General features: G+C 68.1%; 25 protein-coding genes. 16 read left to right on the top strand and 9 right to left on the bottom strand.

What is annotated here, in order from left to right:
• Positions 1–98 precede the first annotated feature (98 nt).
• Genes KIK09_RS08170 through KIK09_RS08160 form a run of 3 tightly spaced genes read left to right on the top strand, consistent with a single transcriptional unit; the run spans position 99 to position 3,787 of the window.
• Positions 99–1,340, top strand: a complete 1,242-nt coding sequence (locus KIK09_RS08170; protein ID WP_214318115.1) for a hypothetical protein — start codon at positions 99–101, stop codon at positions 1,338–1,340.
• Positions 1,341–1,370: 30 nt separating this feature from the next.
• Positions 1,371–2,579 (top strand): AAA family ATPase, encoded by a 1,209-nt coding sequence (locus tag KIK09_RS08165; RefSeq protein ID WP_214318114.1) that lies wholly within the window; start codon positions 1,371–1,373, stop codon positions 2,577–2,579.
• A complete protein-coding gene (locus KIK09_RS08160; protein WP_214318113.1) occupies positions 2,576–3,787 on the top strand; it encodes a vWA domain-containing protein in 1,212 nt (403 codons plus the stop codon). Before KIK09_RS08165 ends, KIK09_RS08160 begins: the two co-directional genes overlap by 4 nt.
• 226 nt (positions 3,788–4,013) lie before the next feature.
• Here the strand turns inward: KIK09_RS08160 and KIK09_RS08155 are convergent, their stop codons facing one another.
• Together KIK09_RS08155 and KIK09_RS08150 are read right to left on the bottom strand one after the other, a co-directional pair.
• On the bottom strand, positions 4,014–5,138 hold the full coding sequence (locus KIK09_RS08155; RefSeq protein ID WP_214318112.1) for a hypothetical protein: 1,125 nt from the start codon (positions 5,136–5,138) through the stop codon (positions 4,014–4,016).
• A 778-nt stretch (positions 5,139–5,916) separates the two neighbouring features.
• The gene (locus KIK09_RS08150; protein ID WP_214318111.1) at positions 5,917–6,735 is read right to left on the bottom strand and encodes a hypothetical protein; all 819 of its coding nucleotides are present in this window, start codon (positions 6,733–6,735) and stop codon (positions 5,917–5,919) included.
• Between the two features lie 476 nt (positions 6,736–7,211).
• On the opposite strand from KIK09_RS08150, the gene KIK09_RS08145 reads away from it, so the two are divergent.
• Positions 7,212–7,757: a TetR/AcrR family transcriptional regulator gene (locus KIK09_RS08145; RefSeq protein WP_214318110.1), complete on the top strand. Its 546-nt coding sequence runs from the start codon at positions 7,212–7,214 to the stop codon at positions 7,755–7,757.
• Here the strand turns inward: KIK09_RS08145 and KIK09_RS08140 are convergent.
• Both KIK09_RS08140 and KIK09_RS08135 read right to left on the bottom strand, forming a co-directional pair.
• Entirely contained in the window at positions 7,713–9,158 is a 1,446-nt protein-coding gene (locus KIK09_RS08140; protein WP_214318109.1) for an MFS transporter, read from the bottom strand. The genes KIK09_RS08145 and KIK09_RS08140 overlap by 45 nt on opposite strands.
• Entirely contained in the window at positions 9,155–10,171 is a 1,017-nt protein-coding gene (locus tag KIK09_RS08135) for a fatty acid desaturase family protein (RefSeq protein WP_214318108.1), read from the bottom strand. The genes KIK09_RS08140 and KIK09_RS08135 overlap by 4 nt, the downstream gene beginning before the upstream one ends.
• Before the next feature lie 59 nt (positions 10,172–10,230).
• Here KIK09_RS08135 and KIK09_RS08130 point away from each other — a divergent pair, with 59 nt between their 5' ends.
• Both KIK09_RS08130 and KIK09_RS08125 read left to right on the top strand, forming a co-directional pair.
• Positions 10,231–10,809 carry a hypothetical protein gene (locus tag KIK09_RS08130; RefSeq protein ID WP_214318107.1) on the top strand — a complete coding sequence of 193 codons (579 nt, stop codon included), beginning with the start codon at positions 10,231–10,233 and terminating at the stop codon, positions 10,807–10,809.
• 12 nt (positions 10,810–10,821) lie between these two features.
• Complete coding sequence (locus KIK09_RS08125; RefSeq protein ID WP_214318106.1) at positions 10,822–11,694, top strand: permease-like cell division protein FtsX; 873 nt, start codon at positions 10,822–10,824, stop codon at positions 11,692–11,694.
• A gap of 49 nt (positions 11,695–11,743) precedes the next feature.
• Here the strand turns inward: KIK09_RS08125 and KIK09_RS08120 are convergent, their stop codons facing one another.
• Positions 11,744–12,577: an isocitrate lyase/PEP mutase family protein gene (locus KIK09_RS08120; RefSeq protein WP_214318105.1), complete on the bottom strand. Its 834-nt coding sequence runs from the start codon at positions 12,575–12,577 to the stop codon at positions 11,744–11,746.
• A 111-nt stretch (positions 12,578–12,688) separates the two neighbouring features.
• Here KIK09_RS08120 and KIK09_RS08115 point away from each other — a divergent pair, with 111 nt between their 5' ends.
• From KIK09_RS08115 to KIK09_RS08100, 4 genes are all read left to right on the top strand, one after another.
• Entirely contained in the window at positions 12,689–13,672 is a 984-nt protein-coding gene (locus KIK09_RS08115; protein WP_214318104.1) for an ArsR/SmtB family transcription factor, read from the top strand.
• A gap of 664 nt (positions 13,673–14,336) precedes the next feature.
• A complete protein-coding gene (locus KIK09_RS08110; protein ID WP_214319564.1) occupies positions 14,337–14,717 on the top strand; it encodes a helix-turn-helix transcriptional regulator in 381 nt (126 codons plus the stop codon).
• A 5-nt stretch (positions 14,718–14,722) separates the two neighbouring features.
• On the top strand, positions 14,723–15,133 hold the full coding sequence (locus tag KIK09_RS08105) for a VOC family protein (protein WP_214318103.1): 411 nt from the start codon (positions 14,723–14,725) through the stop codon (positions 15,131–15,133).
• A gap of 144 nt (positions 15,134–15,277) precedes the next feature.
• The gene (locus KIK09_RS08100; protein ID WP_214318102.1) at positions 15,278–17,659 is read left to right on the top strand and encodes an ATP-binding cassette domain-containing protein; all 2,382 of its coding nucleotides are present in this window, start codon (positions 15,278–15,280) and stop codon (positions 17,657–17,659) included.
• Here KIK09_RS08100 and KIK09_RS08095 read toward each other — a convergent pair.
• Entirely contained in the window at positions 17,647–18,741 is a 1,095-nt protein-coding gene (locus KIK09_RS08095; RefSeq protein WP_214318101.1) for a VanZ family protein, read from the bottom strand. The two genes, KIK09_RS08100 and KIK09_RS08095, sit on opposite strands and share 13 nt — an antisense overlap.
• Positions 18,742–18,930: 189 nt before the next feature.
• Between KIK09_RS08095 and KIK09_RS08090 the strand changes: the two genes are divergently transcribed.
• Positions 18,931–19,368, top strand: a complete 438-nt coding sequence (locus tag KIK09_RS08090; RefSeq protein ID WP_250572859.1) for a VOC family protein — start codon at positions 18,931–18,933, stop codon at positions 19,366–19,368.
• A 5-nt stretch (positions 19,369–19,373) separates the two neighbouring features.
• Positions 19,374–19,532: a hypothetical protein gene (locus KIK09_RS08085; protein WP_214318099.1), complete on the top strand. Its 159-nt coding sequence runs from the start codon at positions 19,374–19,376 to the stop codon at positions 19,530–19,532.
• 51 nt (positions 19,533–19,583) lie between these two features.
• Here the strand turns inward: KIK09_RS08085 and KIK09_RS08080 are convergent, their stop codons facing one another.
• Positions 19,584–20,105, bottom strand: coding sequence for a GNAT family N-acetyltransferase (locus KIK09_RS08080; RefSeq protein ID WP_214318098.1), 522 nt, complete (start codon positions 20,103–20,105; stop codon positions 19,584–19,586).
• An 87-nt stretch (positions 20,106–20,192) separates the two neighbouring features.
• On the opposite strand from KIK09_RS08080, the gene KIK09_RS08075 reads away from it, so the two are divergent.
• Positions 20,193–20,645, top strand: a complete 453-nt coding sequence (locus tag KIK09_RS08075; RefSeq protein WP_214318097.1) for a cupin domain-containing protein — start codon at positions 20,193–20,195, stop codon at positions 20,643–20,645.
• 209 nt (positions 20,646–20,854) lie between these two features.
• On the opposite strand, the gene KIK09_RS08070 is transcribed toward KIK09_RS08075, so the two are convergent.
• Together KIK09_RS08070 and KIK09_RS08065 are read right to left on the bottom strand one after the other, a co-directional pair.
• Positions 20,855–21,343 (bottom strand): DUF6790 family protein, encoded by a 489-nt coding sequence (locus KIK09_RS08070; protein WP_214318096.1) that lies wholly within the window; start codon positions 21,341–21,343, stop codon positions 20,855–20,857.
• Between the two features lie 103 nt (positions 21,344–21,446).
• The gene (locus KIK09_RS08065) at positions 21,447–21,899 is read right to left on the bottom strand and encodes a MarR family winged helix-turn-helix transcriptional regulator (RefSeq protein ID WP_214318095.1); all 453 of its coding nucleotides are present in this window, start codon (positions 21,897–21,899) and stop codon (positions 21,447–21,449) included.
• A gap of 69 nt (positions 21,900–21,968) precedes the next feature.
• Here KIK09_RS08065 and KIK09_RS08060 point away from each other — a divergent pair, with 69 nt between their 5' ends.
• The 3 genes from KIK09_RS08060 to KIK09_RS57480 are packed head-to-tail and all read left to right on the top strand — an operon-like array spanning position 21,969 to position 24,132.
• Positions 21,969–22,709 carry an SDR family NAD(P)-dependent oxidoreductase gene (locus tag KIK09_RS08060; protein WP_214318094.1) on the top strand — a complete coding sequence of 247 codons (741 nt, stop codon included), beginning with the start codon at positions 21,969–21,971 and terminating at the stop codon, positions 22,707–22,709.
• Positions 22,709–23,374, top strand: a complete 666-nt coding sequence (locus KIK09_RS08055) for a hypothetical protein (RefSeq protein WP_214318093.1) — start codon at positions 22,709–22,711, stop codon at positions 23,372–23,374. The genes KIK09_RS08060 and KIK09_RS08055 overlap by 1 nt, the downstream gene beginning before the upstream one ends.
• Positions 23,371–24,132: an SGNH/GDSL hydrolase family protein gene (locus KIK09_RS57480; RefSeq protein WP_214318092.1), complete on the top strand. Its 762-nt coding sequence runs from the start codon at positions 23,371–23,373 to the stop codon at positions 24,130–24,132. The genes KIK09_RS08055 and KIK09_RS57480 overlap by 4 nt, the downstream gene beginning before the upstream one ends.
• Positions 24,133–24,317 lie beyond the last annotated feature (185 nt).

Here is a 24,317-nt window from a genome sequence, read left to right as displayed (position 1 = left end):
ACGCTGATCATGATGAATACCTCCTACATCAGATTGGGGGCCCCGTTCACGCAAGGTGAGTGCTGATGCCGCACTCAACCCCGAACGAGGATCCCCGCGTGGCCCTCTGGCTGCGCGTACGCGAGTTCGCCGTGCCGCCCTCCATGATCGAGTCAGCGACCGCCCGCCGTACCACCGGAGACTGGGCAGCAGCGTGCGCGGCAGCACACGTGGACGTCGATCTCAACCTGCGCCACATAGCGCGCCTCCACGGCCAGGAACTGGCCACCCACCTCCGAAGCGACCTCCGCCACCTGGCACCTGACCTGCTGCGCTGGCACATGCCAAGGATCGCCCCCAACGGCCTGTTACGTCCGGGCCTGACCCTCTCGCTGGCCCGGTACCACGAGAAGGACAACACGGTTCACCTCGTGGCCAGGACCCCGCCGGCCTGGGCGGATGCCGGTCAGCGGATCAGCCTGGCGCTCTGGGACGGTTCCCGGTCCGGACCGCATCCGCACCCCCATCCGAATCGACGCTTCCGTCTCGACCTGCATCGCCACTTCTGGGATGCGCGCAGGGCCGGTGAGCTGCGTGCACGTTCCGAAACGGCGCCGCACGCACGGGGCTGGGCCGTCGATCGGTGGCCGGCCGAGGCCCGGCTGCTGCTCCGTGCAGAAGGGCAGGACGGGGGTACGGTCGCCATCCGCGTCGGCGGACGGCGTCAGGTGCTCCTCGATATGGACGCGTCCCGGGTCAGCAACGAAGAACGCGCGATCTTGCCTGATGCGGCGACCTGGGTGCTGCCCGACCTGGCGTTGCTGCGTGCCGGGCTGATCGAGGTCGACAGACTGCACCCGCTCGTCGCAGCGGCGCTCGTACCCGGCCATTCGCCGGACGGCAAGCCACACGGCCACCAGAGCGAGAACGGGCCGCGAATGGTCGAGTGCCGCGGCGCCCGGCACAGGATCGCGGTCGTGAACGGCGTGCTGGTCGCCCTGGACCACGACGCGACCGAGATCCGGCGCGAGAAGCTGCTGGCCGAGATGACCGGCACCCCGATGCCCTGTTTGCAACTGATCGAGGAGGCCCGCCGCTCCCCGGAGAGTCTCCCCGACGTCCGCGCGCGGCTGGAACACGGCGACGCCGCCGGCGCTCAGGCCGCCCTCGACCGTCTCCTCGGACCTGCTGCGCGGCTGCCCGAGGGTGCGCTGCGCGACGTGCTGGAGGAGGCGGCGCGGCGGCGGATCGACCACGGGCTGTTCCGTGCCGGGCTCGGGTCGGGGCCAGGACCGGCCGAGCGACCGGACCGCCGCTCCCGTAAGGGCCGGGCACGCCCGCGCCACGCCACATGCCGCTGACGCTTTCCTAGACCTCCAAGGTGATTCATCATGCTTTCTTCTGTTCACGCCTCGCGCCTTGAAGTCGCCGGGGATCTGCTTTCCCTGCTCCGCGACACCACCACGGAGCCACGTACCGACACGCAGTTGGAGGCCCTGACCCTGGCCGTGGCGGCCGACCTGCCCGTCCTGCTGTGGGGGGAGCCGGGGATCGGCAAGACCGCGGCGCTGCAGCAACTCGCCGAGGCGCTCGACCTGCCGCTCACGACGGTGATCGCCAGCGTGCACGAACCGTCCGACTTCTCCGGCCTGCCGGTGGTCGGTGACGACCCCGCCGTGCAGGGCGTCCCGATGGCGCCGCCGGATTGGGCCGTACGGCTGGCTCACGCGGGGCGGGGGCTGCTCTTCCTGGACGAGTTGTCCACGGCACCGCCCGCCGTACAGGCTGCCCTGCTCCGCCTGGTTCTGGAACGGCGGGTCGGGGCCCTCCGGCTCCCGGCAGGTGTCCGGATCGTGGCGGCCGCCAACCCACGTTCCTCTGCCGCCGATGGCTGGGAGCTGAGCCCACCGCTCGCGAACCGGTTCGTCCACCTGCAATGGCGTCACGATCACGATGTCGTCGTACGCGGCCTCGGCGGGACCTGGCCGCGCGCGAGCCTGCCGTGGCTCGACCCGGAGCGGCTGTCCGAGGCGGTGACGTTCGCCCGGCGTGCGGTGTGCGGGCTCCTCACCGCCCGCCCCGATCTCGTGCACCGGCTGCCGAACAACGAGGCGCACCGGGGTGGCCCGTGGCCCTCACCTCGCAGCTGGGAGATGGCGTTGTGCCTGACCGCCTTCGCCACTGCGGCCGACGCGTCCAAGGACGTGCTGTCCATGCTGGTCAGGGGCACGGTGGGGGACGGGCCTGGGCTGGAGCTGCTTGCCGCCATGGATCGGATGGACCTCCCCGACCCCGAGGCGCTGCTGGCCGACCCGGCGACGGCCGAGCTGCCCCAGCGGGGTGACCTGCGGCAGGCCGTACTTGACGGTGTGGTCGCGGCCGTGCGGAAGCGGCCGGAGAAGGGCCGGTGGGACGCGGCATGGGCGCTGCTGGTGCGAGCGCTGGAGACCGGCGCCCCGGACCTGGTGGTCGTGCCCGCCTCCACGCTCGCCGCGCTGCGCCGCGCGGACTGGAAGGTCCCGGCCTCGATCGAGAGGCTCGCCGGGGTGGTCTCCTTGAGCAGGAAGGCGGATGAGGTCGCGGCGCGGGTGGCGGGATGATGGACCTTGAGAAGCTCTTCACCGCCCGGTTGTACGCCGTGCGAGCCCGGCCCTATCTGGCGACGGCGCTGTTCGCGCTGCACCCGGTGGAGTCGCGGTTCGTGCCCACGATGGCCGTGGATCGGCACTGGCGGTGTTACGTCTCACCGGCGTTCGTCGTGCGGACCCCCGTTGAGGAGCTGGCGAGCGTGTGGGTGCACGAGGTCTCCCACCTGCTGCGCGACCATCACGGCCGCAGCGACCGGGTCGCCCGGCAGCGGGAGCTGACGGGACCAGGAGAGCGGCTGCGGATGAACATCGCCGCTGACTTCGAGATCAACGACGACGTGTACGGTGACGGGCTGGCCTGGCCTGAGGACGCCATCCAACCGAAGATGCTGGGGCTGCCCGAAGGCGAGCTCATGGAGGACTATCTGCGCCAGTTCCGGCTCGGGCCGTGCACGCAGGGTCTGGTCTGGCTGGACTGCGGCAGCGGCGCCGACGGACTCGAGCGGGAGTGGGATCTCGGCCCGGAGGGCGCGAACGGGCTCAGCGACCACGAGCGGGAGGCGGTCCGGTTCCGGGTGGCGCAGGGCATCAACGGCCATCCGGGAAACGTGCCGAAGGGATGGCGGCGGTGGGCAGAGGAGGCCTTCCACCCGCCGCAGCCGTGGCGGGAACTGCTCGGCACCGCCATCCGCTCGGCGGTGTCAGGACCCGGCGTGGGCGAGGACTACACCTACGGCAGGCCGCCGCGGCGCTCGGCCGGCCTGCCCGACGTCATCCTGCCGAGCCTGCGGCGCAGGCCACCGCGGATCAGCGTGGTCATCGACACCTCCGGGTCGGTCAGCGACGCCGAACTGGGGAGCGCGTTGCTGGAGGTCGCCGCGATCGTCCGCGCCGTGGGCGGCCGGCGAGACCTGGTCAGCGTTCTGTCCTGCGACGCGGCGGCCCGGGTCGCGCAACCGCTGTGCCAGGCCGAGGGGATGACGCTGGTGGGCGGCGGCGGCACGGACCTGCGTGCGGGCATCGCCAAGGCGCTGCGGGCGAGCCCGCGGCCGGACGTCATCGTGGTCCTGACCGACGGTTACACCCCGTGGCCGCAGGAACGGCCGGCGGCCCGCATGGTGGTGGGGCTGTTCTCCCGGACCAAGCGGTCGTACGAGGACGATCCCGACTACATGCCGGACACCCCGCCCTCATGGGCACGGGTGGTCGACATCGGCTAGGCAAGTCGGCCTTGGCGGTCCTACGTCCGGCACCACCGAGCTACGTGGGCAGGAGTGCCGAGCTTCCGTCCACCTCGTGTTGAATAAGGCGCTGGAAGGCCACTTGCGGTGATCGCAAGTGGCCTTCTTGATCTCCGCTCACTTGCGGCGCTCGATCATTGCCGTCCAAGCTCGTGCGGTACGGCTCGCGCTGCTCTTCGAGAAGAGCTACCCGTTGGGAGGAGATTCAGCCCTTGTAGTCGGTGGTATGGCTCTTACCGCCGGTCGGCCACAGGTACTTGCCGTTGTCGGCCGTCGAAAAGGCTCGGTTGTCGTCCCCCGCACGGGCTTGGATGCGATTGCGGCGCCAGGTGGAGCCGCGGGCCGACCCGCCCCAGACGTTGCCGTACAGGAAGCCGTACAACTGTTTGAGTTCGGCCGAGAAGACATTGTCGGTGACAGTGATGTTGGTGGCGTTGTTGGCGACGCCGAAGCTCAGGGCATAACCCCAGCCGGAGACGTAGTTGTCCGTGAACGAGATGTGATCGTAGACGCCGCTGCCCTGCAGGGCCAGGGCATTGGTGTTGCCCAACGAGGCCAGGGTGTTGTGGCGAATGATCATGGGGCCGCCGTTGCCTTCGCTCTGCGGGCCTATGCCGTCGTGGTGATAGACGTCATGTGACGTATCGGCCATGTCATGGATGTAGTTGTTCGTCCAGGTCGACGGGCGTCCGGGGAAGCCTGTCACCATCTCCATGCCCGCGTTGCCCCAGATGTCGTTGTGGTCCATGACGACGACGGCTTCCTTCATCGTCGTCGCGAGCTGCCAGGACTTGTTGAAAGGCGTGCCAGGCTTGGAATGGGATGACGAGACGCTGCCGTTGTTTCCGGGAGGCCTCGAGTAGGAGTTGGGCTTGAACGTCGAGTACAGGAACTTGACGTTGTGGTCCGAGTAGATCTGGACGAGATTGTCGTTGGGATCGGTGCCCTCGAACGCGCAGCCGACGAACGTGAGATTGTCGCCGTAGATGACTGTCTTCAGAGCCAGGAAGCGTTTGAAGGAGATGACGCTGTTATTCGGAAATCTGAGTGTCAATGGTTTGCTGGCACTCATGTTCGACGCATAGTTGGTAAGGCGGCCCGGGTACGCCCCCAAGCCCAGACCCCCGGCATTGGCCGGAGTACTGGCATAGCCGGTGTTCGAGAAGTCCGGCCAATATCCGGAGCCGTCGTTGGGCCGTGCCTCGATGGCCGAGGCGCTGCCGGTCGACGTGCGTACACGGGACTCGGCGCTGGCGGCGACGTCGGTGGTGAGGGTGGACGCGATGAACGCCAGAGCGGCAGCGGCGGAGGCGCAACTCCGGATGATCATGCGGTCGGCTGGAAAACGGCGGCGCTTATGCGGAGCGCTGCGAAGTGGTGTTTTGATGTCATTCTCCAGTGTCGTCGATATAATTTCACGACGTCGGGCCGACGAAGTCGTCTGGTTGTTATTTCAACCAGGACTCCGTGCGGTTCGGGAGGGCCACAGGTGGGCGGAACGTTAGCAATCTTCATCAGGGCCCGTCAATATTCATGTTCGGCGATTAGTCAATCACGCAAGGTAATGAGAGGTGCGTGCGGTTACGCTCACGGCTTTTCGTGGTGAATTCCGGATGGCCCGCCGAATCGTGTGCTAATCTCAAGATTTTCTCGGCCGCGGTCGCCTCGGGCGGGTCCGCGCGGAGCGAGTAGCCACGTGATCCAGGCTCGCGCCGACGGTGCCGCCTTGCCCTACGGATCAGAAGGTCAGGGGTTCGAGTCCCCTTGGCCGCGCGTAGCGGAAGCCCTGGTCATCGCTGAGATGGCCAGGGCTTCGCTTGTAGATCACGTTTCGGCGTCCGGCTGTTGTCGGGCGATGCCGACTGATCGTCCCCCACTCGGCTACCTGCTTCGGCGGAACGCCCGCGTTGAGCCACGTGGAGAGGCGTGGTCGTCGCCGTTCCGAGCCGTCTCCCGGGCCTTTCGCCAGCTTCTCAGGAACGTGCTCTTGGCTGGCGCAGCCACGGATGAGAAGGCTCTGCGCCTCCCTGTCGGATTCCCTGCCCCTCTGGAGGACTCGGGGAAAGATGTACGCGGGTTGCCCGGCCGACGTCGGAGCGTGGCGCAGGTTAGAAGGGGCCGTGCTCCGGATAGCCGGCCTTGATGACGGCCTTGCGGGTCTTCGCGTCGAGTTTCTTCTCGCTGATGACCTTGCCGGCCGCCGGTGCTGCGATCTTCACCTTGGCGCCCCAGCCCGAATACTTGGTATCGGTGTGGAAGACCATCTGGTCATAGGCCGTGCTGTCGCCGTCCGGGTAGGCCGTCGTGTCGACGACCGTGCGGGTGAGCAGGTTGTGCGCATCGAAGTACAGGTGGAACTCGACGTTGCCTTCCCCGGCGGACTTGTCGTGCCGGAAGGCGGCGAGTGTGGCGGTGCCCTCATATTCGCCGGTCGCCACTTCTGATGCGTTGTTCAGCATGAACTGCAGGTCCGCTGGAGTGACGCCCGTGTTGAGGAGGGCGTTTTCGTGCCCACTGGCCTTCGACTGGATCCAGGAACGACCGGAAGGCAGCGCCTTGGCGATGCCGGCGTTGGTCACGTAGGCGTTTCTGCCCTCAGTGATGACCCGGTAGGGAGGGTTGGGCCCTTTCTGACGTGAGGACATGCGGATACGGAGGTCGGCAGCCGCTGCGTTGCCCTTGCCGAAAGCCAGGGTGCCGATCGTGCGGGTGTTCACCTGTACCTGCATGGACTGGTCGTTGACGGTGAAATCGACGGTGATGCTGCTTGATTCGTTGATCTTTACGCCTTTGCCCGGGACCAGTTGGGCCTTCAGGGTTTTCACCGGGTCCACTGGAGCGGCCTGCACGGATGCCGCCTGAGCGGGTAAGGCCACCGCGCACACGGTCGCGGCCGTTGCGACGAGGCCTGCGAAGAAGAGCTTCATCAGCGTCCTTGTTTGGGGGGATATAGCAGGGAAAAGAGTAAGTGGATGATGTTGACGAGATAAGTGATTTCCCGTAACGATCTTGTACAGACTGTTGGCCCCAAGCGGCGATATCCCACGATGGGGACTCTCGTATTTCGGTGGCCATCTCCAGGAAGGCAAGCTGCGGCGAGACACCCAGAGCACTGGTGAGGCCCCATGACGGCCGAGCGAGGCATGTAGGCGCACATCGGCGCCTGGTCTGCGGCATGGTCGCACGTCGCTGGAGCTTCCCTGCGGATCAGAGGACTGTGGGTGGTCGTGACGATCGCTCACTTCGCTGCCCGCCGTACACGACCGGGACGATCGCCGCCTGGCACTGGTCGCGGCAACGTCGGCCACGTCGCTGAAGGGGCGCTGGGCGTTCGTCTTGGCTGTCGTCGTCACAGGAATGGCGAAACGTCTGTTTGAAACAAATGTTTGATAGGGTACTCCCTGTGGGAGTTCCTGAGGATCTGCTGGCCGCGGCCAAGCAGTGCCTGGCCGAACGCGGCTATGCCAAGACGACCGTACGCGACATCATCGCCATCTCGGGCAGCAACCTGGCGGCGATCAATTACCACTTCCGCTCGAAGGACGCCCTGCTCAACCAGGCGATGATCGAGGCGACCGGCGACGCGGTCCAGGAGATCCTGAAGGCGATGCCCGAGGGGCCGCAGAACCTGGAGGCGTTCTGGGAAGGAATGACCAGATCCTTCCGCGAGCGTCCTGAGCTGTGGCGAGCCAACGTCGTGGCCCTGGCACAGGCGCCGCACTCGCCCGAGCTGCGCGGCCAACTCGCCGAGGGCCAGGCGCGCGCCCGGGCCGAGCTGGCCGAGACGCTGAGCGGGGATGAGGGGGAGCAGTCCAAGGCGCTGCTCACCCTCGTCATCGGCATGCTGGTGCAGTGGATGATCGACCCCGATCACGCGCCCACGGCCGGGGAACTCGTCCGCGGTCTAGGTGCGCTGAACTCGCAGCAGGATCGCCATCAGGACCAATAGCACGGCGGCCGTGATCATGGCGTAGTGCTGCCCCGCGACGAACGCCTCGCGCGCTGCCGCGGCCAGGGCGGGTTGGTTCTTGGCGGCCTCGAGCGCGGCACCCAGGGTCTGGCTTCCAGGCGCCTGGGCACGGAAGACCGCGGCTCCGATGCTGCCCAGGATCGAGATGCCCAGAGCGCCGCCGAACTCCGTGGCGACCTGCGACAGGCCGGCGACGGACCCTGCGCGCTCGGGCGGGGCGGCGGCGATGATCAGGTCGGAGGAAACGGTCAACACAAGCGTGACGCCTCCGGCCATCAGCATGATCCCTACGACCAGGGGCAGCGCGTGCCCGCCGGTGTCCAGCAGTGCCAGGAACGCGAAGCCGGAGGCGCCTACGAGCAGGCCCGCGCAGACCACCAGACCGGGGTGGATCTTCCGTACCAGAGCGGGTGCCAGTCCCGCGGTGAGCATCGCCATGCCCGCGGACGGCAACGCGTAGAGCCCGGCCACGAAGGGCCGTACGCCCATGACCATCTGCAGGTACTGGGTGGTGAACAGGCTGGAGCCGACCATCGCGAAGACGCCGAGCGTGTTGGCGCCGATCGCGGCGGCGAAGGCGCGGCTGCGGAACAGCGACACGTCGAGCAGCGGATCGGGCACCAGCCGCTGGCGGCGGATGAACACGGCGCCGAGCGCCAGCCCCGCCATTACGGCGAGCACGGACGGCAGGCTGAGGCCATCGGCGGCGATGTGCTGGATACCGTAGATCGTCGGCAGGATCGCGGCCAGCGACAGCACCACGCTGGGCACGTCGAACCGGCCGGGACGCGGGTCGCGCGACTCGGGCAGCAGCAGCGGCGCCAGGAGGAGCAGGAGCGCCATCACCGGCAGGTTGACCAGGAACACCGAGCCCCACCAGAAGTACTCCAGGAGAGCGCCACCCATGAGCGGACCCAGCATGGCGCCACCGGCGAACGCCGCGGTCCAGATCGCGATGGCCACGCGGCGCTGGCGCTCGTCGTGGAACATGTTCCTGATCAGCGACAGCGTCGAGGGCATCAGTGTCGCGCCGCCGATACCGAGCAGGGCGCGGGTGGCGATGAGGGTGCCCGCGTCGGGGGAGAACGCGGCCACGGCCGAGGCGGCGCCGAACGCGGCCGCCCCGATCATCAGGAGTTTCCTCCGGCCGATCCTGTCGCCCAGCGTGCCCATCGGCAGCAGCAGCCCGGCCAGGATGAAGGGATACATGTCGATGATCCACAGCAACTGCGCGGCGGTCGGCGCCAGGCTCGTGCTGATGAACGGCAACGCGTAGGACAGCACATGCAGGTCGACGGAGATCAGCAGCACCGGCAGGACCAGTACGGCCAGCCCGATCCACTGCTTGCGTCCGGCCCGCTGGGCCGATGCGACGGTCATGAGGTCGCTTCCCTTCGAATGGGCGCACCCGCGTCGTGCAGGTGCCTGATGGCCTCCACGTGGGAGGAGACGAAGCCGGTCTCGCAGTACGGCAGGCCGAGCTGGCGGCAGTAGGCGCGCACGATCGGCCGCGCCTCGCGGAGACTGGGGGTGGGCATGTTCGGGAACAGGTGGTGCTCGATCTGGTAGTTCAGCCCGCCCATCGCGATGTCGACGAACCAGCCGCCCCGCACGTTGCGCGTGGTCAACACCTGCTTGCGCAGGAAGTCAAGGTCGGCCTCGCCGGTCAGCGTCGGCATGCCCTTGTGTCCAGGGGCGAAGACACAGCCCATGTAGACGCCGAACAATCCCTGATGGACGGCGAAGAACACCAGTGCCTTGCCCGGCGACAGGGTCAGGGCCAGCGCCGCCAGATACAGCCCGAAGTGGGCGAACAGCAGCGTCCCCTCCAGTACGCGGTGCTTCATCCACGGCTGCCGCAACGCCCGCACCCCGCTCACATGGAGGTTGAGCCCTTCCAGCAGGAGCAGCGGATAGAACAGGAACGCCTGCCTGCGGCCGATGAACCTGGCCAGCCCCTTGCTGTTCCTGGCCTGCTCCTGCGACCAGACCAGTACGTCGGGCACGACGTCGGGGTCGAGGTCCTCGTGGTTGGGGTTGGCGTGGTGGCGGGTGTGCTTGTTCATCCACCAGCCGTAACCGAGGCCGATGCCAAGGTTCCCAGCCAGGCGCCCGAGCACGTCGCTCGGGCCCTTCATTACAAAGATCTGGCGGTGGGCCAGGTCATGGGCGACGAGCGCGACCTGCGCGAAGACGATCGCGAAATAGGCGGCCAGGGGAATCTGCAGCCAGGAGTCGCCGAGCGCGAAGAACGCGATCAGTCCCGCGGCGAACAGCCCGGCCACGGTGCTGAGGCGCGCGAAGTAGTAGAGCGGCCGCCGATCGAGTAGCCCGGCTTGCCTGATGCGTCTGGACAGGCAGCTGTAGTCGCTGGCCATGGTTGCTTGCGCCATGCCGCCAACCATACACATGTTTTAAACAGATGTTTGTGACGTGCGTTAGAGTGGACGGCATGAGCTCGCTCACGTTGAAACAGGCACTCCTGCTCGTGGACGCCGTCAATGGCCTGCGCGCCGACGACCGCCGGCTCCAGGCGGCGCTGCTTCCAGCCGAGGTCGCGAAGGTCACCGCGATGGGGGATCCCGACCGCTGGGCGGTGGCAGGACTGGCGCTGCTGGAGATGATCGACACTTGGTCCGTCAGCAGGCGAATCGAGATGATCGAGGCGGCCGAACAGTTCTGGACCCTGTGCGACGCGAACGACGAAGACGGGCTGCGCAGGGTGGGACTGCTCGCCGGCGAACTCGAGTTGAGACGCACGCTTGAAAGCGCAGGGTCAGACGGCGCTGGTTCCGATCCTTACTTACGACCAGCAAGAAAGCCCCGAAGCGAAGATCGCTCCGGGGAGACCTGGTTCAGCACCACCCGCCGCCCTCGACCGACGAGCGGATCGCCCAGCGTCGAGCGAGGCGTGAGCATGCAGGGGCCAGGGTGTCCGGGTCCGGAAAGGCATTGCGGTCGATTGCTACGATCATGCGGGTCGGGAACGGTAGGCGGTGAAGCACCCCGCGAGGCGACCCCTGATCCTTGAGCGAGGAGTTCGGTGAAGCGCTGGTTATCGCGGGTGATGCTCGCGGGTGTCGTCGCACTTTCCGGGATGACCGGGTCGGTCGTGCCGGCTCGCGCGGCGGCGCCGCCGGAGGCCAGCGTCAGCGACGACTGGGAGATCGCGGTCTTCCTGTGTACGCCGTCCTCGTACGGGTGTCACAAGCGCTACGCCACGGCCAAGCAGCGGCGCGACGTCGAGAGGTTCCTGAAGTCCACGCCCGAGGTGACCGAGGTGCGTTTCGTGAGCCGGGCCTCGGCGTATGCGAGCCTCCGTCGTGAGTTCGCCGGCCAGAAGAAGGCGCTGGCGAGCGTGCGGGCCAGGGACCTGCCGGAGTCGTTCCGCGTACGGGTGTCGGGAGCGGCCGACCGGGCCAGGATCGCCACGTCGGCGAACCGGCGGCCAGGAGTAGGGTTCGCAGTCGATCAGGCCGAAAATCAGGCCACGGTGCTACCCGAAGAGGCGGAGATTGCCGTATTCCTCTGCATGAAGGACACGGTCTGGCGTACCTGCCGGCAGGGGCGAGGCAAGGCGAACGGATTGGTCGCCACGGCCAAGGAGAAGAAGGCGATCGTCGCCGTCATCGAGCGGATCCCCGGACTCGAGTCGTACGAGTATGAAGACCAGGCGACGGCGTACCGGAAATTCGTCGAGGCGTATGCGGACAACGAAGCGCTCGTCTCCGCCACCAGGGTGTCGGACATGCCCGAGTCCTACTGGCTGTCGATGCGGCCGGAGGCCGACTGGGACGCCCCGATCCGCCGGCTGGCGCGGATGCCGGGGGTGAGCCAGGTGCATGACCAGAGATGCCTGATCCAGAAGCTGAGGCTCTGGTCGGAGTACGGCCTCCGGCGCAGTAGCTGCGGGTAGCCGACTTGACAACGCTGAGCCGGCGCAAAAGCCTGCTGGACACCTGCGATCAATGGCGGAACAGGGCGTCGAGTTCGCCGAAGTTCAGTGAGTCGTTCAATGCTGAGAGAGTTCCGGTGCCGAGGAGTTCCGCGGCGGCTCTGCGGGTGGCGGTGTAGGCGGCCTGGGCCAGTCCGGTGCCCAGGCTGATCCTTCGGACCCCGGCTTGTGCGAGCTCGCTGACGCTCGGTCCGCCGGCGACGGCCATCGCGTTGACCGGCAGCGGCGACTTGGCGCAGAGAGTGTTCAGCACGTCGATGTCGAGCAGGCCGGGAACGAAGATGCCGTCGGCTCCCGCCTCGGCGTAGGCCACGGTGCGCGTGATCACCTCGCCCAGCCGTTCATCGGATGGACCGATCGCGAACAGGAAGACGTCGGTGCGTGCGTTGATGAACAGTTCCGGCAGGCCGACCGCGGCCGCGGCGTCCCTGGCGGCGCGCAGCCTGCCGCTCTGCTCGGCGACATCGAAGAGAGGACCGCCCACGGCCGCGGAGTCCTCCAGATTGACGCCCACCGCACCGGCCTCGACCACCGCCCGGATGGTCGCGGCGACATCCGCCGGGGCCGGGCCGTACCCTCCCTCCACGTCGACCGTCACCGGCAAGTCGACGGAGTCCACGATGCGCCGTGCGGCCTCCACCATCTGGTCTCGGCTGAGCCGTTGCCCGTCGCCGCGGCCCAGGGACCACGACACGCCGCCGCTGGTCGTGGCGATCGCCGTGGCGCCGGCCGCGGCGATCACAGCCGCGCTGGCGGCGTCCCAGGCGTTGGGCAGCACCAGCACGGACTCGGTGCTCAGGGTGCGGAACAGCCCGGCTTTTCTCTTGGCCGCGGCATTGGACATGTGCATGACCCCTTCACGTTGTTCGGCTTCTGCGCACGGGATGCTGCCGGGCGAAGGAGCGAGCGTCCATTGATTAAGCTCGGACCGAATCGTGGGGGCTATGGAGGCGGCATGAAGGCGCGGCTGACCTTTTCGGTGGACGATCTGGCCGAGACCCGGTTCGCCGTCTCGCCCATGTGGGAAGTCGTCACCAGTTGCAGAGCGCTGGCCGCCGCCGCGGTGCCGGATCCGCATCGCGGCTGGGCCGACCAGGTGCGCCCTCGGCTCGCAGCCGCAGGTCTCGATCGCGGTTGGCTGGCGGACATGATTCCGCCCACCGGCCATCTCCCCGACTTCCTCAACCCGACGACTGCGTCCCACGAGCTTTCCGAAGAACTGGCCGCCATCGAGGCCACAGACCCCGAGCAGGTACGGCGGGACCTCGACCAGCTGGCCGCCGAGCGCGATGGCCGGCTGTCCTCCCGGCTGCTGAGCCTTCACCGGAACCCTCGGACCTATCTGCCCAGGATCGTCGCGGAGATCGAGGTCTACTGGCAGCTCGCGATGGCGCCTTACTGGGCCAGGATCCACTCGGTGCTGGAGGCGGACGTCTTCCACCGCGGCCGCCAGGTGGCCGAGCACGGTACGGCCCAGGCGCTCGACCAGCTGCACCACACGGTGCGCTGGGTCAGCGGCGGCCTCCACCTGGTACAGCGGCACTGCGCCATCACCAGGATCGAGACCGGAGCCGGGCTGCTTCTGGTGCCGTCGGTCTTCGCCTGGCCGCGGGTGCTGACCCGTTCCGTCGCGTCGGAACCGCCTCAGCTGGCCTACCCGGCGCGGGGGATCGGCACGTTGTGGGAGCGCCGGACGCATGCGCGCATGGAAGCCCTCGCCGCTGTGATCGGCCGATCCCGGGCGCTGATCCTGGCCGAACTGGACTCGCCCGCCTCGACCACCGAACTGGCCCAACGGTCGGGCCTTTCCGCGGCGGGCGTGTCCCAGCATCTCACCGCGCTGCGGGCCGCCGGCCTGACCAGCACCCACCGAGCGGGCCGCTCGGTGTTCTACGCCCGCACCGGCCTCGCCGACGCCCTGCTCACCGCGCAGACGTGAACAATCGCCCTGTACGGCAGGGCCACACCGACCACCGACACTCGCTCGAGGCGGCCCAGCGGACCGCGTGTCCCCAGAGCGCACCACGCCGAGGCCGCCTTGCTCGCTCTCGGTGATGTTCAACCCGAAAGCCGAGTGTGGCGCTTTCATCGGGTATCGGCGTGTGCGGTCGGCCTGCAGCCACTAGGCTCTTGACGATCTTGCGGGTGGATCATGACTCCATCGTGAAAGGACGACACGTGAACGTTCGCCGCGCCGGCATCGTGAGTGCCGCACTGGTAGCCGCAGCAATCGCCACCCTGCCGGTGACGGGTGCGCAGGCAGCTGAGAGGGCTCAGGTATCGAGGACAGAGGCGGTGGCCGCCAGCTCCTGCGGGAGTGCCATCGCCGATGCGAGGTCCTGGCTGCGAACGGTCGGTCGTTCGTCGAGTGGTTCCTGGCGGGTTCTCCGTAACAGGATCCTGGACGAGCTCAAGCATTGGAGCGGGACTACCAAGCAGAAGGGCCTCATCATCGTGAATCGTCTGAACCGGTACTGTGCCTGACCGAAGGCGGCGCTAGGCAATCGCGGGTCTGACGTGGCACGATCGAGCAGGTGACCAGCAGACCCACCACCGAGCAGCACCTGCGCGACCTGGCGCGGCTGCGTCGCGTCCGCGACCGGATGGACCGGGAGTACGCGCAGCCGCTGGACGTCGAGGCCCTCGCCCGGGGCGTGAACATGTCGGCCGGGCACTTCAGCCGCCAGTTCCGCCTCGCCTACGGGGAGTCGCCGTACGGCTACCTGATGACCCGGCGCATCGAGCGCGCGATGGCGCTGCTGCGGCGTGGCGACCTCAGCGTCACCGAGGTGTGTTTCGCGGTCGGCTGCTCGTCGCTGGGCACCTTCAGCACGCGCTTCACCGAGCTGGTCGGCGTCCCGCCCAGCGTCTACCGGCGCGAGGCGGCGGGCGCGACGGAGGGGATCCCGTCGTGCGTGGCCAAGCAGGTGACCCGACCCGTCAGGAATCGAGAAGCGCAGGTCACGGGGTCGCAACTAACCTGAATGCCATGGACATCACCATTCAGGCGAGCTTCCTCCCGCAGGACGACCCGGATGCCGCGCTGGCCTTCTACCGGGACATTCTCGGCTTCGAGGTGCGCAACGACGTCGGGTACGCGGGGATGCGCTGGATCACGGTCGGCCCGGTCGGCCAGCCGGATACGTCCATCGTCCTGCATCCGCTGGGCGCCGACCCCGGCATCACCGACGACGAGCGCCGCATGATCGCCGAGATGATGGCCAAGGGCACCTTCGCCAGCCTCGTGCTGTCCACCGATGATCTCGACGGCGTCTTCAAGCGGGTGCAGGCCGCCGGCGCCGAGGTCGTCCAGGAGCCGATGGACCAGCCGTACGGCATCCGCGACTGCGCCTTCCGCGATCCCGCGGGCAACCAGATCCGCATCAACGAAGCCCGCTGACACAGGCGGCCGTGAAGAAGCCCGGCCGCGCACAGCCACGCCGGCATGCCGTACCTGTCCCGACGTCGCGCAACCCCCCGACGATCAGGTAGACAGGGGACCGCTGCCGTGACGGCGCCGACAGTACAAACCGATGGAGACACGATGACCCCCAAGACGGACACGCAGTCGCCTGCGCCGCACGTTGCCGACAGCCATGGCCTGATCCGCGTGCACGGCGCGCGCGAGAACAACCTCAAGGACGTCAGCATCGAGCTCCCGAAGCGCAGGCTGACGGTGTTCACCGGCGTCTCAGGTTCGGGCAAGAGCTCACTGGTGTTCAACACGATCGCCGCGGAGTCGCAGCGGATGATCAACGAGACCTACAGCACCTTCGTGCAGGGCTTCATGCCGACGATGGCGCGGCCCGACGTCGACGTGCTCGACGGGCTGACGACCGCGATCATCGTCGACCAGCAGCGGATGGGCGCCGACCCCCGTTCCACGGTCGGCACGGCCACCGACGCCAACGCGATGCTGCGCATCCTGTTCAGCCGGCTCGGGGAGCCGCACATCGGCCCGCCCCCTGCCTTCTCCTTCAACACCGCGACGCGTACGGCGAGCGGGGCGATGGACGTCGACAAGGGCAGGGGCGAGCGGATCGTGGTGCGCAAGGCCGTCTACCACGGCGGCATGTGCCCGCGCTGCGAGGGCCGTGGCACGGTCAACGACTTCGACCTGTCCGAGCTGTACGACGCCAGCAAGTCGCTCAACGAGGGTGCGCTCTCGATCCCCGGGTACAGCACGGACGGCTGGTACGGCCGCATCTTCCGAGGCAGCGGCTACTTCGACCCGGACAAGCCCATCAGCGAGTTCACCAAGAAGGAACTCGACGACCTGCTCTACAGGGAGCCGACCAAGATCAAGGTCGAGGGCATCAACCTGACGTACTCGGGTCTGATCCCGTCGATCCAGAAGTCGTTCCTGTCCAAGGACGTCGAAGCGATGCAGCCGCACATCCGGGCGTTCGTGGAGCGGGTGGTGACGTTCACCGCCTGCCCCGACTGCGGCGGCACCCGGCTCAACGAGGCGGCCCGCTCCTCGAAGATCAGGGGCATCAACATCGCCGACGCCTGCTCGATGGAGATCCGCGACCTGGCCGAATGGGTCCGCGGCCTCGACGAGCCGACGGTGGCGCCGTTGCTCGGCAAGCTGCTGCACACCCTCGAATCGTTCGTGGAGATCGGGCTGGGCTACCTCTCACTGGAGCGGCCGGCGGGCACGCTGTCGGGCGGCGAGGCGCAGCGCACCAAGATGATCCGCCACCTCGGCTCCGCTCTCACCGACGTCACCTACGTCTTCGACGAGCCCACCATCGGCCTGCACCCCCACGACATCCAGCGGATGAACAACCTGCTGCTGCGGCTGCGCGACAAGGGCAACACGGTGCTGGTCGTCGAGCACAAGCCGGAGACGATCGCGATCGCCGACCACGTCGTCGACCTCGGCCCTGGCGCCGGTACGGCGGGCGGCACCATCTCCTACGAGGGGACCCTCGAGGGACTGCGGGCCAGCGGCACCATCACCGGACGCCATCTCGACGACCGGGCCTCCCTCAAGGAGACGGTGCGCAAGCCCAACGGCAAGCTGGAGATCCGCGGCGCGTCGGCGAACAACCTGCGCGACGTCGACGTCGACATCCCGCTCGGGGTGCTCACCGTCCTCACCGGCGTCGCCGGCTCCGGCAAGAGCTCGCTGGTCCACGGCTCCATCCCCGTCTCCGCGGGCGTCGTCTCGGTCGACCAGGCCGCGATCAAGGGCTCGCGACGGAGCAATCCGGCGACGTACACGGGACTGCTCGACCCGATCCGCAAGGCGTTCGCGAAGGCCAACGGCGTGAAGCCGGCGCTGTTCAGCGCCAACTCCGAGGGCGCCTGCCCTGGCTGCAACGGCGCCGGTGTCATCTACGTCGACCTGGGGGTCGTCGCCGGCACAGCCACCACCTGCGAGGACTGCGAGGGCAAGCGGTTCGATGCCTCGGTGCTCGAATACCACTTCGGCGGTCGCGACATCAGCGAGGTGCTGGCGATGTCGGTGACCGAGGCCGGGGAGTTCTTCGGCGCGGGCGAGGCGCGCACGCCGGCCGCGCACGCCATCCTCGGCCGGCTCGCCGACGTCGGGCTCGGCTACCTCACCATCGGCCAGCCGCTCACCACGCTGTCCGGGGGCGAGCGGCAGCGGCTCAAGCTGGCCACCCACATGGCCGACAAGGGCGGCGTCTACGTCCTGGACGAGCCGACCACCGGCCTGCACCTCGCCGACGTCGAGAAGCTGCTCGGCCTGCTCGACCGGCTCGTCGACGCCGGCAAGTCGGTCATCGTCATCGAGCACCACCAGGCGGTCATGGCGCACGCCGACTGGATCATCGACCTCGGCCCCGGCGCCGGCCACGACGGCGGCCGGATCGTCTTCGAGGGCACCCCGGCCGACCTCGTCGCCGCCCGCTCCACCCTCACGGGCGAGCACCTCGCGGCTTACGTCAGCTGACACTCCTGGACGGCCGCGCCTCGCGTGACGAACCGCGTCCGGGTCCAGCGTGCCAGGAGGCCGCGGCGTTCCAGTTCCAGGATGGTGAGGAGGGCGAGGACCGGCAGGAAGCCGCTGACGGCCGCGCCAACGCTGAGGGCGAGGTACGGCGCGCCGGACCGGGCCAGCTTCCGGAGCGGAGGCGCCGGCCGGCCGGTCGGCGCGTCGCGGAGCGCCACGTGTACGGCCGCCCTGCCGGGTGTGGCGCCGTCCTGCCGTACGGCCGGGATGACGACGAAGATGACCAGCCCGGTCATCGCGTACGACAAGCCGGGCAGGACGTCCCGCAGCAGGGCGTCCGCCGGCATCGGGCCACCTGTGACGAGCTGATGGCCCTGTACGGCGAGCAGCCCGAACACCGGCGAGGAGAAGAACCACACCACCCCGTCGAGCACCATGGCGAGCGCCAGCCGGGCGGTGGTCGGCGGCGCGAGGTCCGGGCGGGGCGACGGCCACGGGTCCGGCAGCAGGCGGGCTGACGGACCGGCCAGCAGCCAGCCGAGCCCGGCGCCGGCCGTATTGATGATCAGGTCGTCCAGGTCGAACAGCCGGTACGCGCAGGGGTACAGGCCCCACAGGCCGGTGAGCTGGGTGAGCTCGATCGCCAGCGAACCGGCCAGGGAGAACAGCAGGGTGCGCGTGACGTCGAGCCGCTGGCGGTAGCGCAGGATGAAGCCGAGGGGTACGAACAGAGCGACGTTGAACACGATCTGCAGCATCGATCTGCTGTACAGCGTGGCGAGCAGACCCTGGCCGGCGTTCTCTCTGATCACGTCGTGGATGCTCGACAGCGGCTGCATGCGTGGCGTGGCGAGGCTCTGCCGGATGGCGCAGAAGTCCGGCGTCACCTCGGGCAGGGGGAACAGCGTGAAGGCCACGACGCCGCAGGCGTACAGGATGAGCATCGCCGTGACGATCCCCGACCATCGCCCGATGCGCCCGAAACGCTGGTACTGGCGCGACACGAAGGGCAGCGACAGCAGCGCGATGGCCAGCGGGGCAAGCAACAGGGCGATTTTCGCCTGGGTCAGGTAGATCTCCACAAGCCGCGAAGTCTAACCAAAATGGACATATCACCATAAATCGCACACGTGTGATCTGTGGCGCACCTGAGGTGGGAGGCCCTCAGGGCTGCCTGATGATCAACTGGACTTCGCCCCTCAAGAGGAGCGATGGTGGAACCTGGTTCCCCCCGACGCTGGTATCGAACGGGAGGAGCACAGGTCATGGACATGAAGCTTGAGGTTGTGGTGATACCGGTCGCCGACGTCGATCGGGCCAAGGGGTTCTACAAGGCGCTCGGGTGGCGGGAGGACGCCGACTTCGCGACCGGCGACGACTTCCGCGCGGTGCAGCTGACCCCACCGGGCTCGCCCTGCTCGATCATCTTCGGCACCAGGGTCACTGCGGCCGAACCGGGATCAGCGCAAGGCCTGTACCTGATCGTCAACGACATCGAAGCGGCGCGAGCCGAGCTCGTCGACCGCGGCGTCGACGTGAGCGAGGTCTTCCACGACGCGGGCGGGATCTTCCCCCACGCAGGAACCGAAGGACGGGCGTCCGGTCCGGCTCCCGGCCGCAAGAGCTACGGCTCCTACGTCTCCTTCAGTGACCCCGACGGCAACGGGTGGCTCCTCCAGGAGGTCACCACCCGCCTCCCGGGCCGGTGACCGAGATGCGAGCAACCTACGAATCCGCCGCCGACCTGGCCGAGGCCCTACGCCGCGCGGAGGCCGCCCACGGCCGGTACGAGGAACAACTCGGCCACCCCGACCCGGACTGGCCGACCTGGTACGCGCAGTACATGCTGCAAGAGCAGTCCAACACCACCTGAACACGGGGTGATCTAGCCGGGACCGCCGAGCGAGCAGTATGCACCGCCGACCTATTCCGAGGCCTCCGGTGTGGTCAAGCGTCGGTGCCACTGGATCTCGGCGCCCTGTCGTACGTCGGTCGGGGTGAGGCCGAGGGCTGTGGCGACGGCTGCGGATGCGTCGTGGGCTGGGTGGATGTGGGCGATGATGGATTCCACTGGCTGGCTGGCTAGCCAGGTGACGAGGCCGTGGGCGGCTTCGGTGGCGATGCCTCTTCGTTGCCACGGCGTTCCCACCACCCAGGCGATCTCGGCGATGGGACCGTTGATCGTGGCCTGGACCGTGCCGGTCAGGCAGGCTTCGTCGCGGAGGCGGATCACCCAGTTCAGCCAGGTGACGCCGGGGTCGGGGGAGCCGGCGACCATCCGCTGGTAGCGGGTGCGCAGGGCTTGCGGGGTGTCCGGAGTGCCGCCGATGAAGGTGTGCAGGGCGGGGTCGGACAGCACCGTGGCCATCTCCTCGGCATGTTCGACGCGCAGGGGCAGGAGGTCCAGCCGTTCGGTGGTGATGACCTCGGCCTGGATACTGCTCACGCGGTTCCTCCCTGGTTACCCGGGGATTACCAGGTAACGAAAAAGTGCGATCTACCGGCTTGAAGTGCCGGCGTGCAAGCTGACTTCATGACCATTATCAGCGACCTGGAATATGTCCCCTTCCCGCCGGACCCGCACAACTACAAGCCGGAGTCCCGCCATTCCTTGGTCATCGACCCCGCCCGCCCTGACGGCACCTACGTCAAAGATCTGGTGCTGAATTTCGAGCGCCTGGCGGCAGGGGAGATAATCCCGGTCCACGTCCACACCAACGAAGAAGTCCTCATCATCGACGAAGGTGAAGCCGAAGCCTTCTACGACGGGGAATGGCAGCCGGTCGGCCCGGGCGCCGTCATCATGGTGCCGCCAGGGGTGGCACACGGATTCCGCAACAGATCCGGTGGCAGCGTCAGACTGCACGCCGTATTCGCAGGCCGCATCGTGGGAACGCAACTCCTCGAGCGCAGCCCGGCACCGGGCACGGAGGACGATCCGCTGCCCGCGCCGTCCCTCATCGATTTCCGGAAGCTGTCGATCTGATTTCCTCGGCACGGACGTCGAAGGCGACCCGTGCCGCATCGATTTCCTGGAGGTTGTCCTCGGCCCAGGTGACGAGATGACCGATCAAGAATCTCCCGCGCCCGGCAGGCCGCCTCGGTACGACCAGACGAAAACTCCGCACTCATGGTGAACTCCAATGCGATCGCGACCATGACCCCTTCGAATCGTCTCAGCCAAGCTCTCACCACTTACGGCGTGCGGGGTGTGCGGCGGTAGGCGATCAGGAGGGCTATGGCGACCAAGGGCTGGAGGATGTCCGTGGGGATGGTCCAGACGTTGCCCGGGGCCATGTTGCCGTGGGCGATCAGTTGCATGATGTGGCCGATGGCGTCGCCCAGGTAGAGGATCGACAGGGCGATGACGGCTGCCGTCAGGAATGATCCTCGGTTCCAGATGCTGAGGAAGCCGATGGTGCCCACCGCGATGTCGGCCCAGCCGACCTCCCACTGGAAGGGGCTGTGCGCGAAGCCGATGCCGTCCGCGATCTCCGGGGCGAACGGGCCGATGTGCTGGAGCCCCGCCAGCACTCCCAGGGCGCCGCTGCCGCCGACCCACCACAGCAGCCACAGCTCCACAACTCGGTGGCGAGTACGGCGGGCCGGGCTCCGGTCGACGAGCACGTGGACGAGCGGCGCGACGATGAGCACCAGGAACAGCAGGATCATGAAGGCCACCATGTGGCGAACACTATGAGTGACCCTGACAGCCTTCCGGCATCACGACACCGATATGTCGGCGCATGATCTATTCATCCCCCGGACATGACCATCGCCGTAAAGGTCACCGATAGCCGGGGTGGACGCCTGAGGTGAGGCCCTGCTGGGCGGCTATCGCTTCCAGGAGTTCCTTCAGCCGGACGCGCTGCTTGTCGTCGAGAGCCGCGCAGATGTCGTTCTCGTGGGCCATCCCGAGGCGGCGCATTTCCGTCATGACGTGGCTGCCCGCCTCCGTCAGGTGGAGTTCGTAGTGGCGCCGGTCCGAGGGGTTGCGGCGGCGTTCGACCAGGCCCTTGCGTTCCAGGTTGTCGATCAAGGCCACGACCCGGCTGGGCACCACGCCCATTTCCTCCGACAGGGACTGCTGGCTACGCCCCGGCTGGGTGGCGATCATGCGCAGCAGGCCGACGTCCGACGGCACCACGCCCAGTTCGCCGATGCGGTCGGCGAAGCGGGCCGCGGCGTGGGCTCCGATCTGCGCGAGCAGGAACGCCGATCCGGGGCGTGGCATGGTCATGGAAGCGATGGTATCCCAGGCAGAACAGTTCTGTGCTATGAATAGTTCAGTGGAGAGAATGGAGCTGTGATGGCCCACTATCCGGACCTGGCGGGCAAGGTCGCCCTGGTCACAGGTGGCTCGAGAGGGATCGGCGCGGCGACCTGCCGCGCACTGGCCGCGAACGGGGTCAAGGTCGCGGTGAACGGCCGCGACGAGGCGGCGATCGACGCGGTGGTGGCGGACATCGTCGGCCAAGGGGGTGAGGCGGTAAGGGCGCCGGGCGACGTGACCGACGAGAAGGTCCTCCAACGGCTACGCGACCAGGTAGGGCCGGTGCAGATCCTGGCGACGTTCGCGGGAGGTCAGGGCGGGCCGATGAAGATCGACGCCGCCGGGTGGCGGGCGGTCATCGAGTCCGAGCTGACGTCGGCGTTCCTGACGATCAACGCGTTCCTGCCCGGCATGATCGACCAGAACCACGGGTCGATCATCACGATGTCCTCCTCGGCCGGACGCAGGCCCGGCGGGGCGAACATCGCGTACGCGGCCGCGAAGGCGGGCGTGGTGATGCTCACCAGCCACCTGGCCAACGAGGTGGGCAAGCACGGGATCCGGGTCAACTGCCTGGCTCCCTCGGCGGTGCTCAACGACCGCATGCGGCGCTACATGTCCGCCGAGCAGCTGGACGAGCTGGCCGCAGCCTTCCCGCTGGGACGCGTCGGCCGGCCGGAGGACGTCGCCGAGGCGGTGCTGTATCTCGCCTCCGACGCCTCGTCCTGGGTGACCGGCGTGACGCTCGACCTGACGGGCGGGCGGGTGACCGGGTGATGGCGCGCACGCAGGGCGGTCCGCCGCTGGGGATCCTCGCCGTGGTGTTCACGGCCCTGTTCGTGGCCGGGATCGGCATCAGCACGGCCATGGCGGGCGGGGTCACCTTCCCTTCGCCCTTCGCGGAGCAGGCGCAGATCCTGGCCTACTTCGCCGATCACCGGGACGCGGTCCAGGTGAGCGCGTTCCTGCAGTTCGCGGCCGCTGTCCCGATGGCGATCTACGCCGCCACGGTTTCCGTACGGCTGCGCGACCTCGGGATCCGGGCGCCGGGGGCGACGATCGCGCTGGCGGGAGGGCTGCTGGCCAGCGGCTTGCTGGCGCTGTGCGCGATGTTCGGGTGGGCGCTGTCCAGGGGGCAGGCGCCCGCGGTGGTCCCCGTGCTGCAGGACCTGTCGTTCGCCACCGGTGGCACCGGGCACGTGGTGTTCCTGGGATTGCTGGTGGCGGGGATCGCGGTGCCCGGGTGGCTGGCCGTACTGCTGCCGCGGGTGTTCGCGCTGGCGGGGCTGGTCATCGCGGCGATCGCGGAGTTGTCCACCTTGACGCTGCTGGTTTCCGATGCGGCGTTCCTGTTGCCCGTGGCGCGCTTCACGGGGTTGGCATGGCTGATCGCGGCGGGATTCATGCTGCCGCGCACACGTAAGAGGATGGAGATCAAGTGAACACGGAACGACTCATTCGCTTCCAGCAGCCGCAGAAGGTGCTTGGCTACCTCGGCAGGCTCGACGAGGAGCGCGTAGCCGGACTGTTCGGGCTGGACCTGGAGGCCTATCGAGGCATCCTCCAGGCGTTTGACGCCAGTGCGCGGCAGACGGCGGAGGAACTGCTCGCCGTACCTGGATTCGCGGAGAAGGTGGACAGGCTGCCCTTCGAGCCGGGCCAGCGGGTGGCGGCGGTGGGGGAGAGCACCACGGCCGACCTGCAGTCGTGGTTCGAGATCCTGCGCCACCTGCTGGCCCTGCGACGTCCGGGGGACGGGATCAGCCTGGTCAACCTGGCGGTATCCGGCCAGACGACCACCCAGGCGCTGGCGGCGCTGCCCGGCCTGTACTTCCAGCGCCCCGACTGGGTGCTGTGCATGCTGGGCGGCAACGACGCCATGCGCGTCGCCGCCCCCCACGGGCCGACCCAGGTCAGCATCGCCGAGACCGAACGCAACCTGCGCGCTCTGGAAGCGAGCGTGCCGGCGCGCTGGGTGTGGGTCGCGCCGACGGCGGTCGACGAGGCGCGGGTGGCGGCCTACCAGCCCTTCCAGCAGGCCAGGCTCACCTGGGCCAACGACGACGTCGCCGCCGTCGCCAAGGTCATGCCCGCCACCCCGGTCGTCGCGGAGGGCGCCGACCTCATCGAGGACGGCGTGCACCTGTCGCCGGCCGGCCAGCGCGCGGTGGCGGCCGCCGTGGTCGACGCGCTCTCTTGACATCCTCCACCCGCCTGAAGGAGGGGATTTCAACCCATCTCTACGCTGACAGGAGGATGGGTTGAGGTTCACGGTTCGCAGGCCCGGCAACCCGGTCGCCTCCCCGCGCATCCACCGCATGCCCTGCGGCGGCCAATCGGATGTTTCTGGCCGCGTTCACGTCAGCGTTGCAGGCGTATCCGCAG

The organism is Nonomuraea sediminis (assembly GCF_018531495.1).
In the GTDB taxonomy this organism is placed as follows: domain Bacteria; phylum Actinomycetota; class Actinomycetes; order Streptosporangiales; family Streptosporangiaceae; genus Nonomuraea; species Nonomuraea sediminis.
The sequence above is the reverse complement of the archived record's forward strand: the minus strand, read 5'-3'. Positions and strand labels throughout refer to the sequence as shown.

Bases quoted from the DNA above. Each gene is read 5' to 3' on its own strand.
- KIK09_RS08165 (WP_214318114.1), top strand. From the start codon at position 1,371: ATGCTTTCTTCTGTTCACGCCTCGCGCCTTGAAGTCGCCGGGGATCTG.
- KIK09_RS08160 (WP_214318113.1), top strand. From the start codon at position 2,576: ATGATGGACCTTGAGAAGCTCTTCACCGCCCGGTTGTACGCCGTGCGA.
- KIK09_RS08155 (WP_214318112.1), bottom strand. From the start codon at position 5,138: ATGATCATCCGGAGTTGCGCCTCCGCCGCTGCCGCTCTGGCGTTCATC.
- KIK09_RS08150 (WP_214318111.1), bottom strand. From the start codon at position 6,735: ATGAAGCTCTTCTTCGCAGGCCTCGTCGCAACGGCCGCGACCGTGTGC.
- KIK09_RS08140 (WP_214318109.1), bottom strand. From the start codon at position 9,158: ATGACCGTCGCATCGGCCCAGCGGGCCGGACGCAAGCAGTGGATCGGG.
- KIK09_RS08135 (WP_214318108.1), bottom strand. From the start codon at position 10,171: ATGGCGCAAGCAACCATGGCCAGCGACTACAGCTGCCTGTCCAGACGC.
- KIK09_RS08130 (WP_214318107.1), top strand. From the start codon at position 10,231: ATGAGCTCGCTCACGTTGAAACAGGCACTCCTGCTCGTGGACGCCGTC.
- KIK09_RS08120 (WP_214318105.1), bottom strand. From the start codon at position 12,577: ATGTCCAATGCCGCGGCCAAGAGAAAAGCCGGGCTGTTCCGCACCCTG.
- KIK09_RS08115 (WP_214318104.1), top strand. From the start codon at position 12,689: ATGAAGGCGCGGCTGACCTTTTCGGTGGACGATCTGGCCGAGACCCGG.
- KIK09_RS08110 (WP_214319564.1), top strand. From the start codon at position 14,337: ATGGACCGGGAGTACGCGCAGCCGCTGGACGTCGAGGCCCTCGCCCGG.
- KIK09_RS08105 (WP_214318103.1), top strand. From the start codon at position 14,723: ATGGACATCACCATTCAGGCGAGCTTCCTCCCGCAGGACGACCCGGAT.
- KIK09_RS08100 (WP_214318102.1), top strand. From the start codon at position 15,278: ATGACCCCCAAGACGGACACGCAGTCGCCTGCGCCGCACGTTGCCGAC.
- KIK09_RS08090 (WP_250572859.1), top strand. From the start codon at position 18,931: ATGAAGCTTGAGGTTGTGGTGATACCGGTCGCCGACGTCGATCGGGCC.
- KIK09_RS08085 (WP_214318099.1), top strand. From the start codon at position 19,374: ATGCGAGCAACCTACGAATCCGCCGCCGACCTGGCCGAGGCCCTACGC.
- KIK09_RS08075 (WP_214318097.1), top strand. From the start codon at position 20,193: ATGACCATTATCAGCGACCTGGAATATGTCCCCTTCCCGCCGGACCCG.
- KIK09_RS08070 (WP_214318096.1), bottom strand. From the start codon at position 21,343: ATGGTGGCCTTCATGATCCTGCTGTTCCTGGTGCTCATCGTCGCGCCG.
- KIK09_RS08065 (WP_214318095.1), bottom strand. From the start codon at position 21,899: ATGACCATGCCACGCCCCGGATCGGCGTTCCTGCTCGCGCAGATCGGA.
- KIK09_RS08060 (WP_214318094.1), top strand. From the start codon at position 21,969: ATGGCCCACTATCCGGACCTGGCGGGCAAGGTCGCCCTGGTCACAGGT.
- KIK09_RS08055 (WP_214318093.1), top strand. From the start codon at position 22,709: ATGGCGCGCACGCAGGGCGGTCCGCCGCTGGGGATCCTCGCCGTGGTG.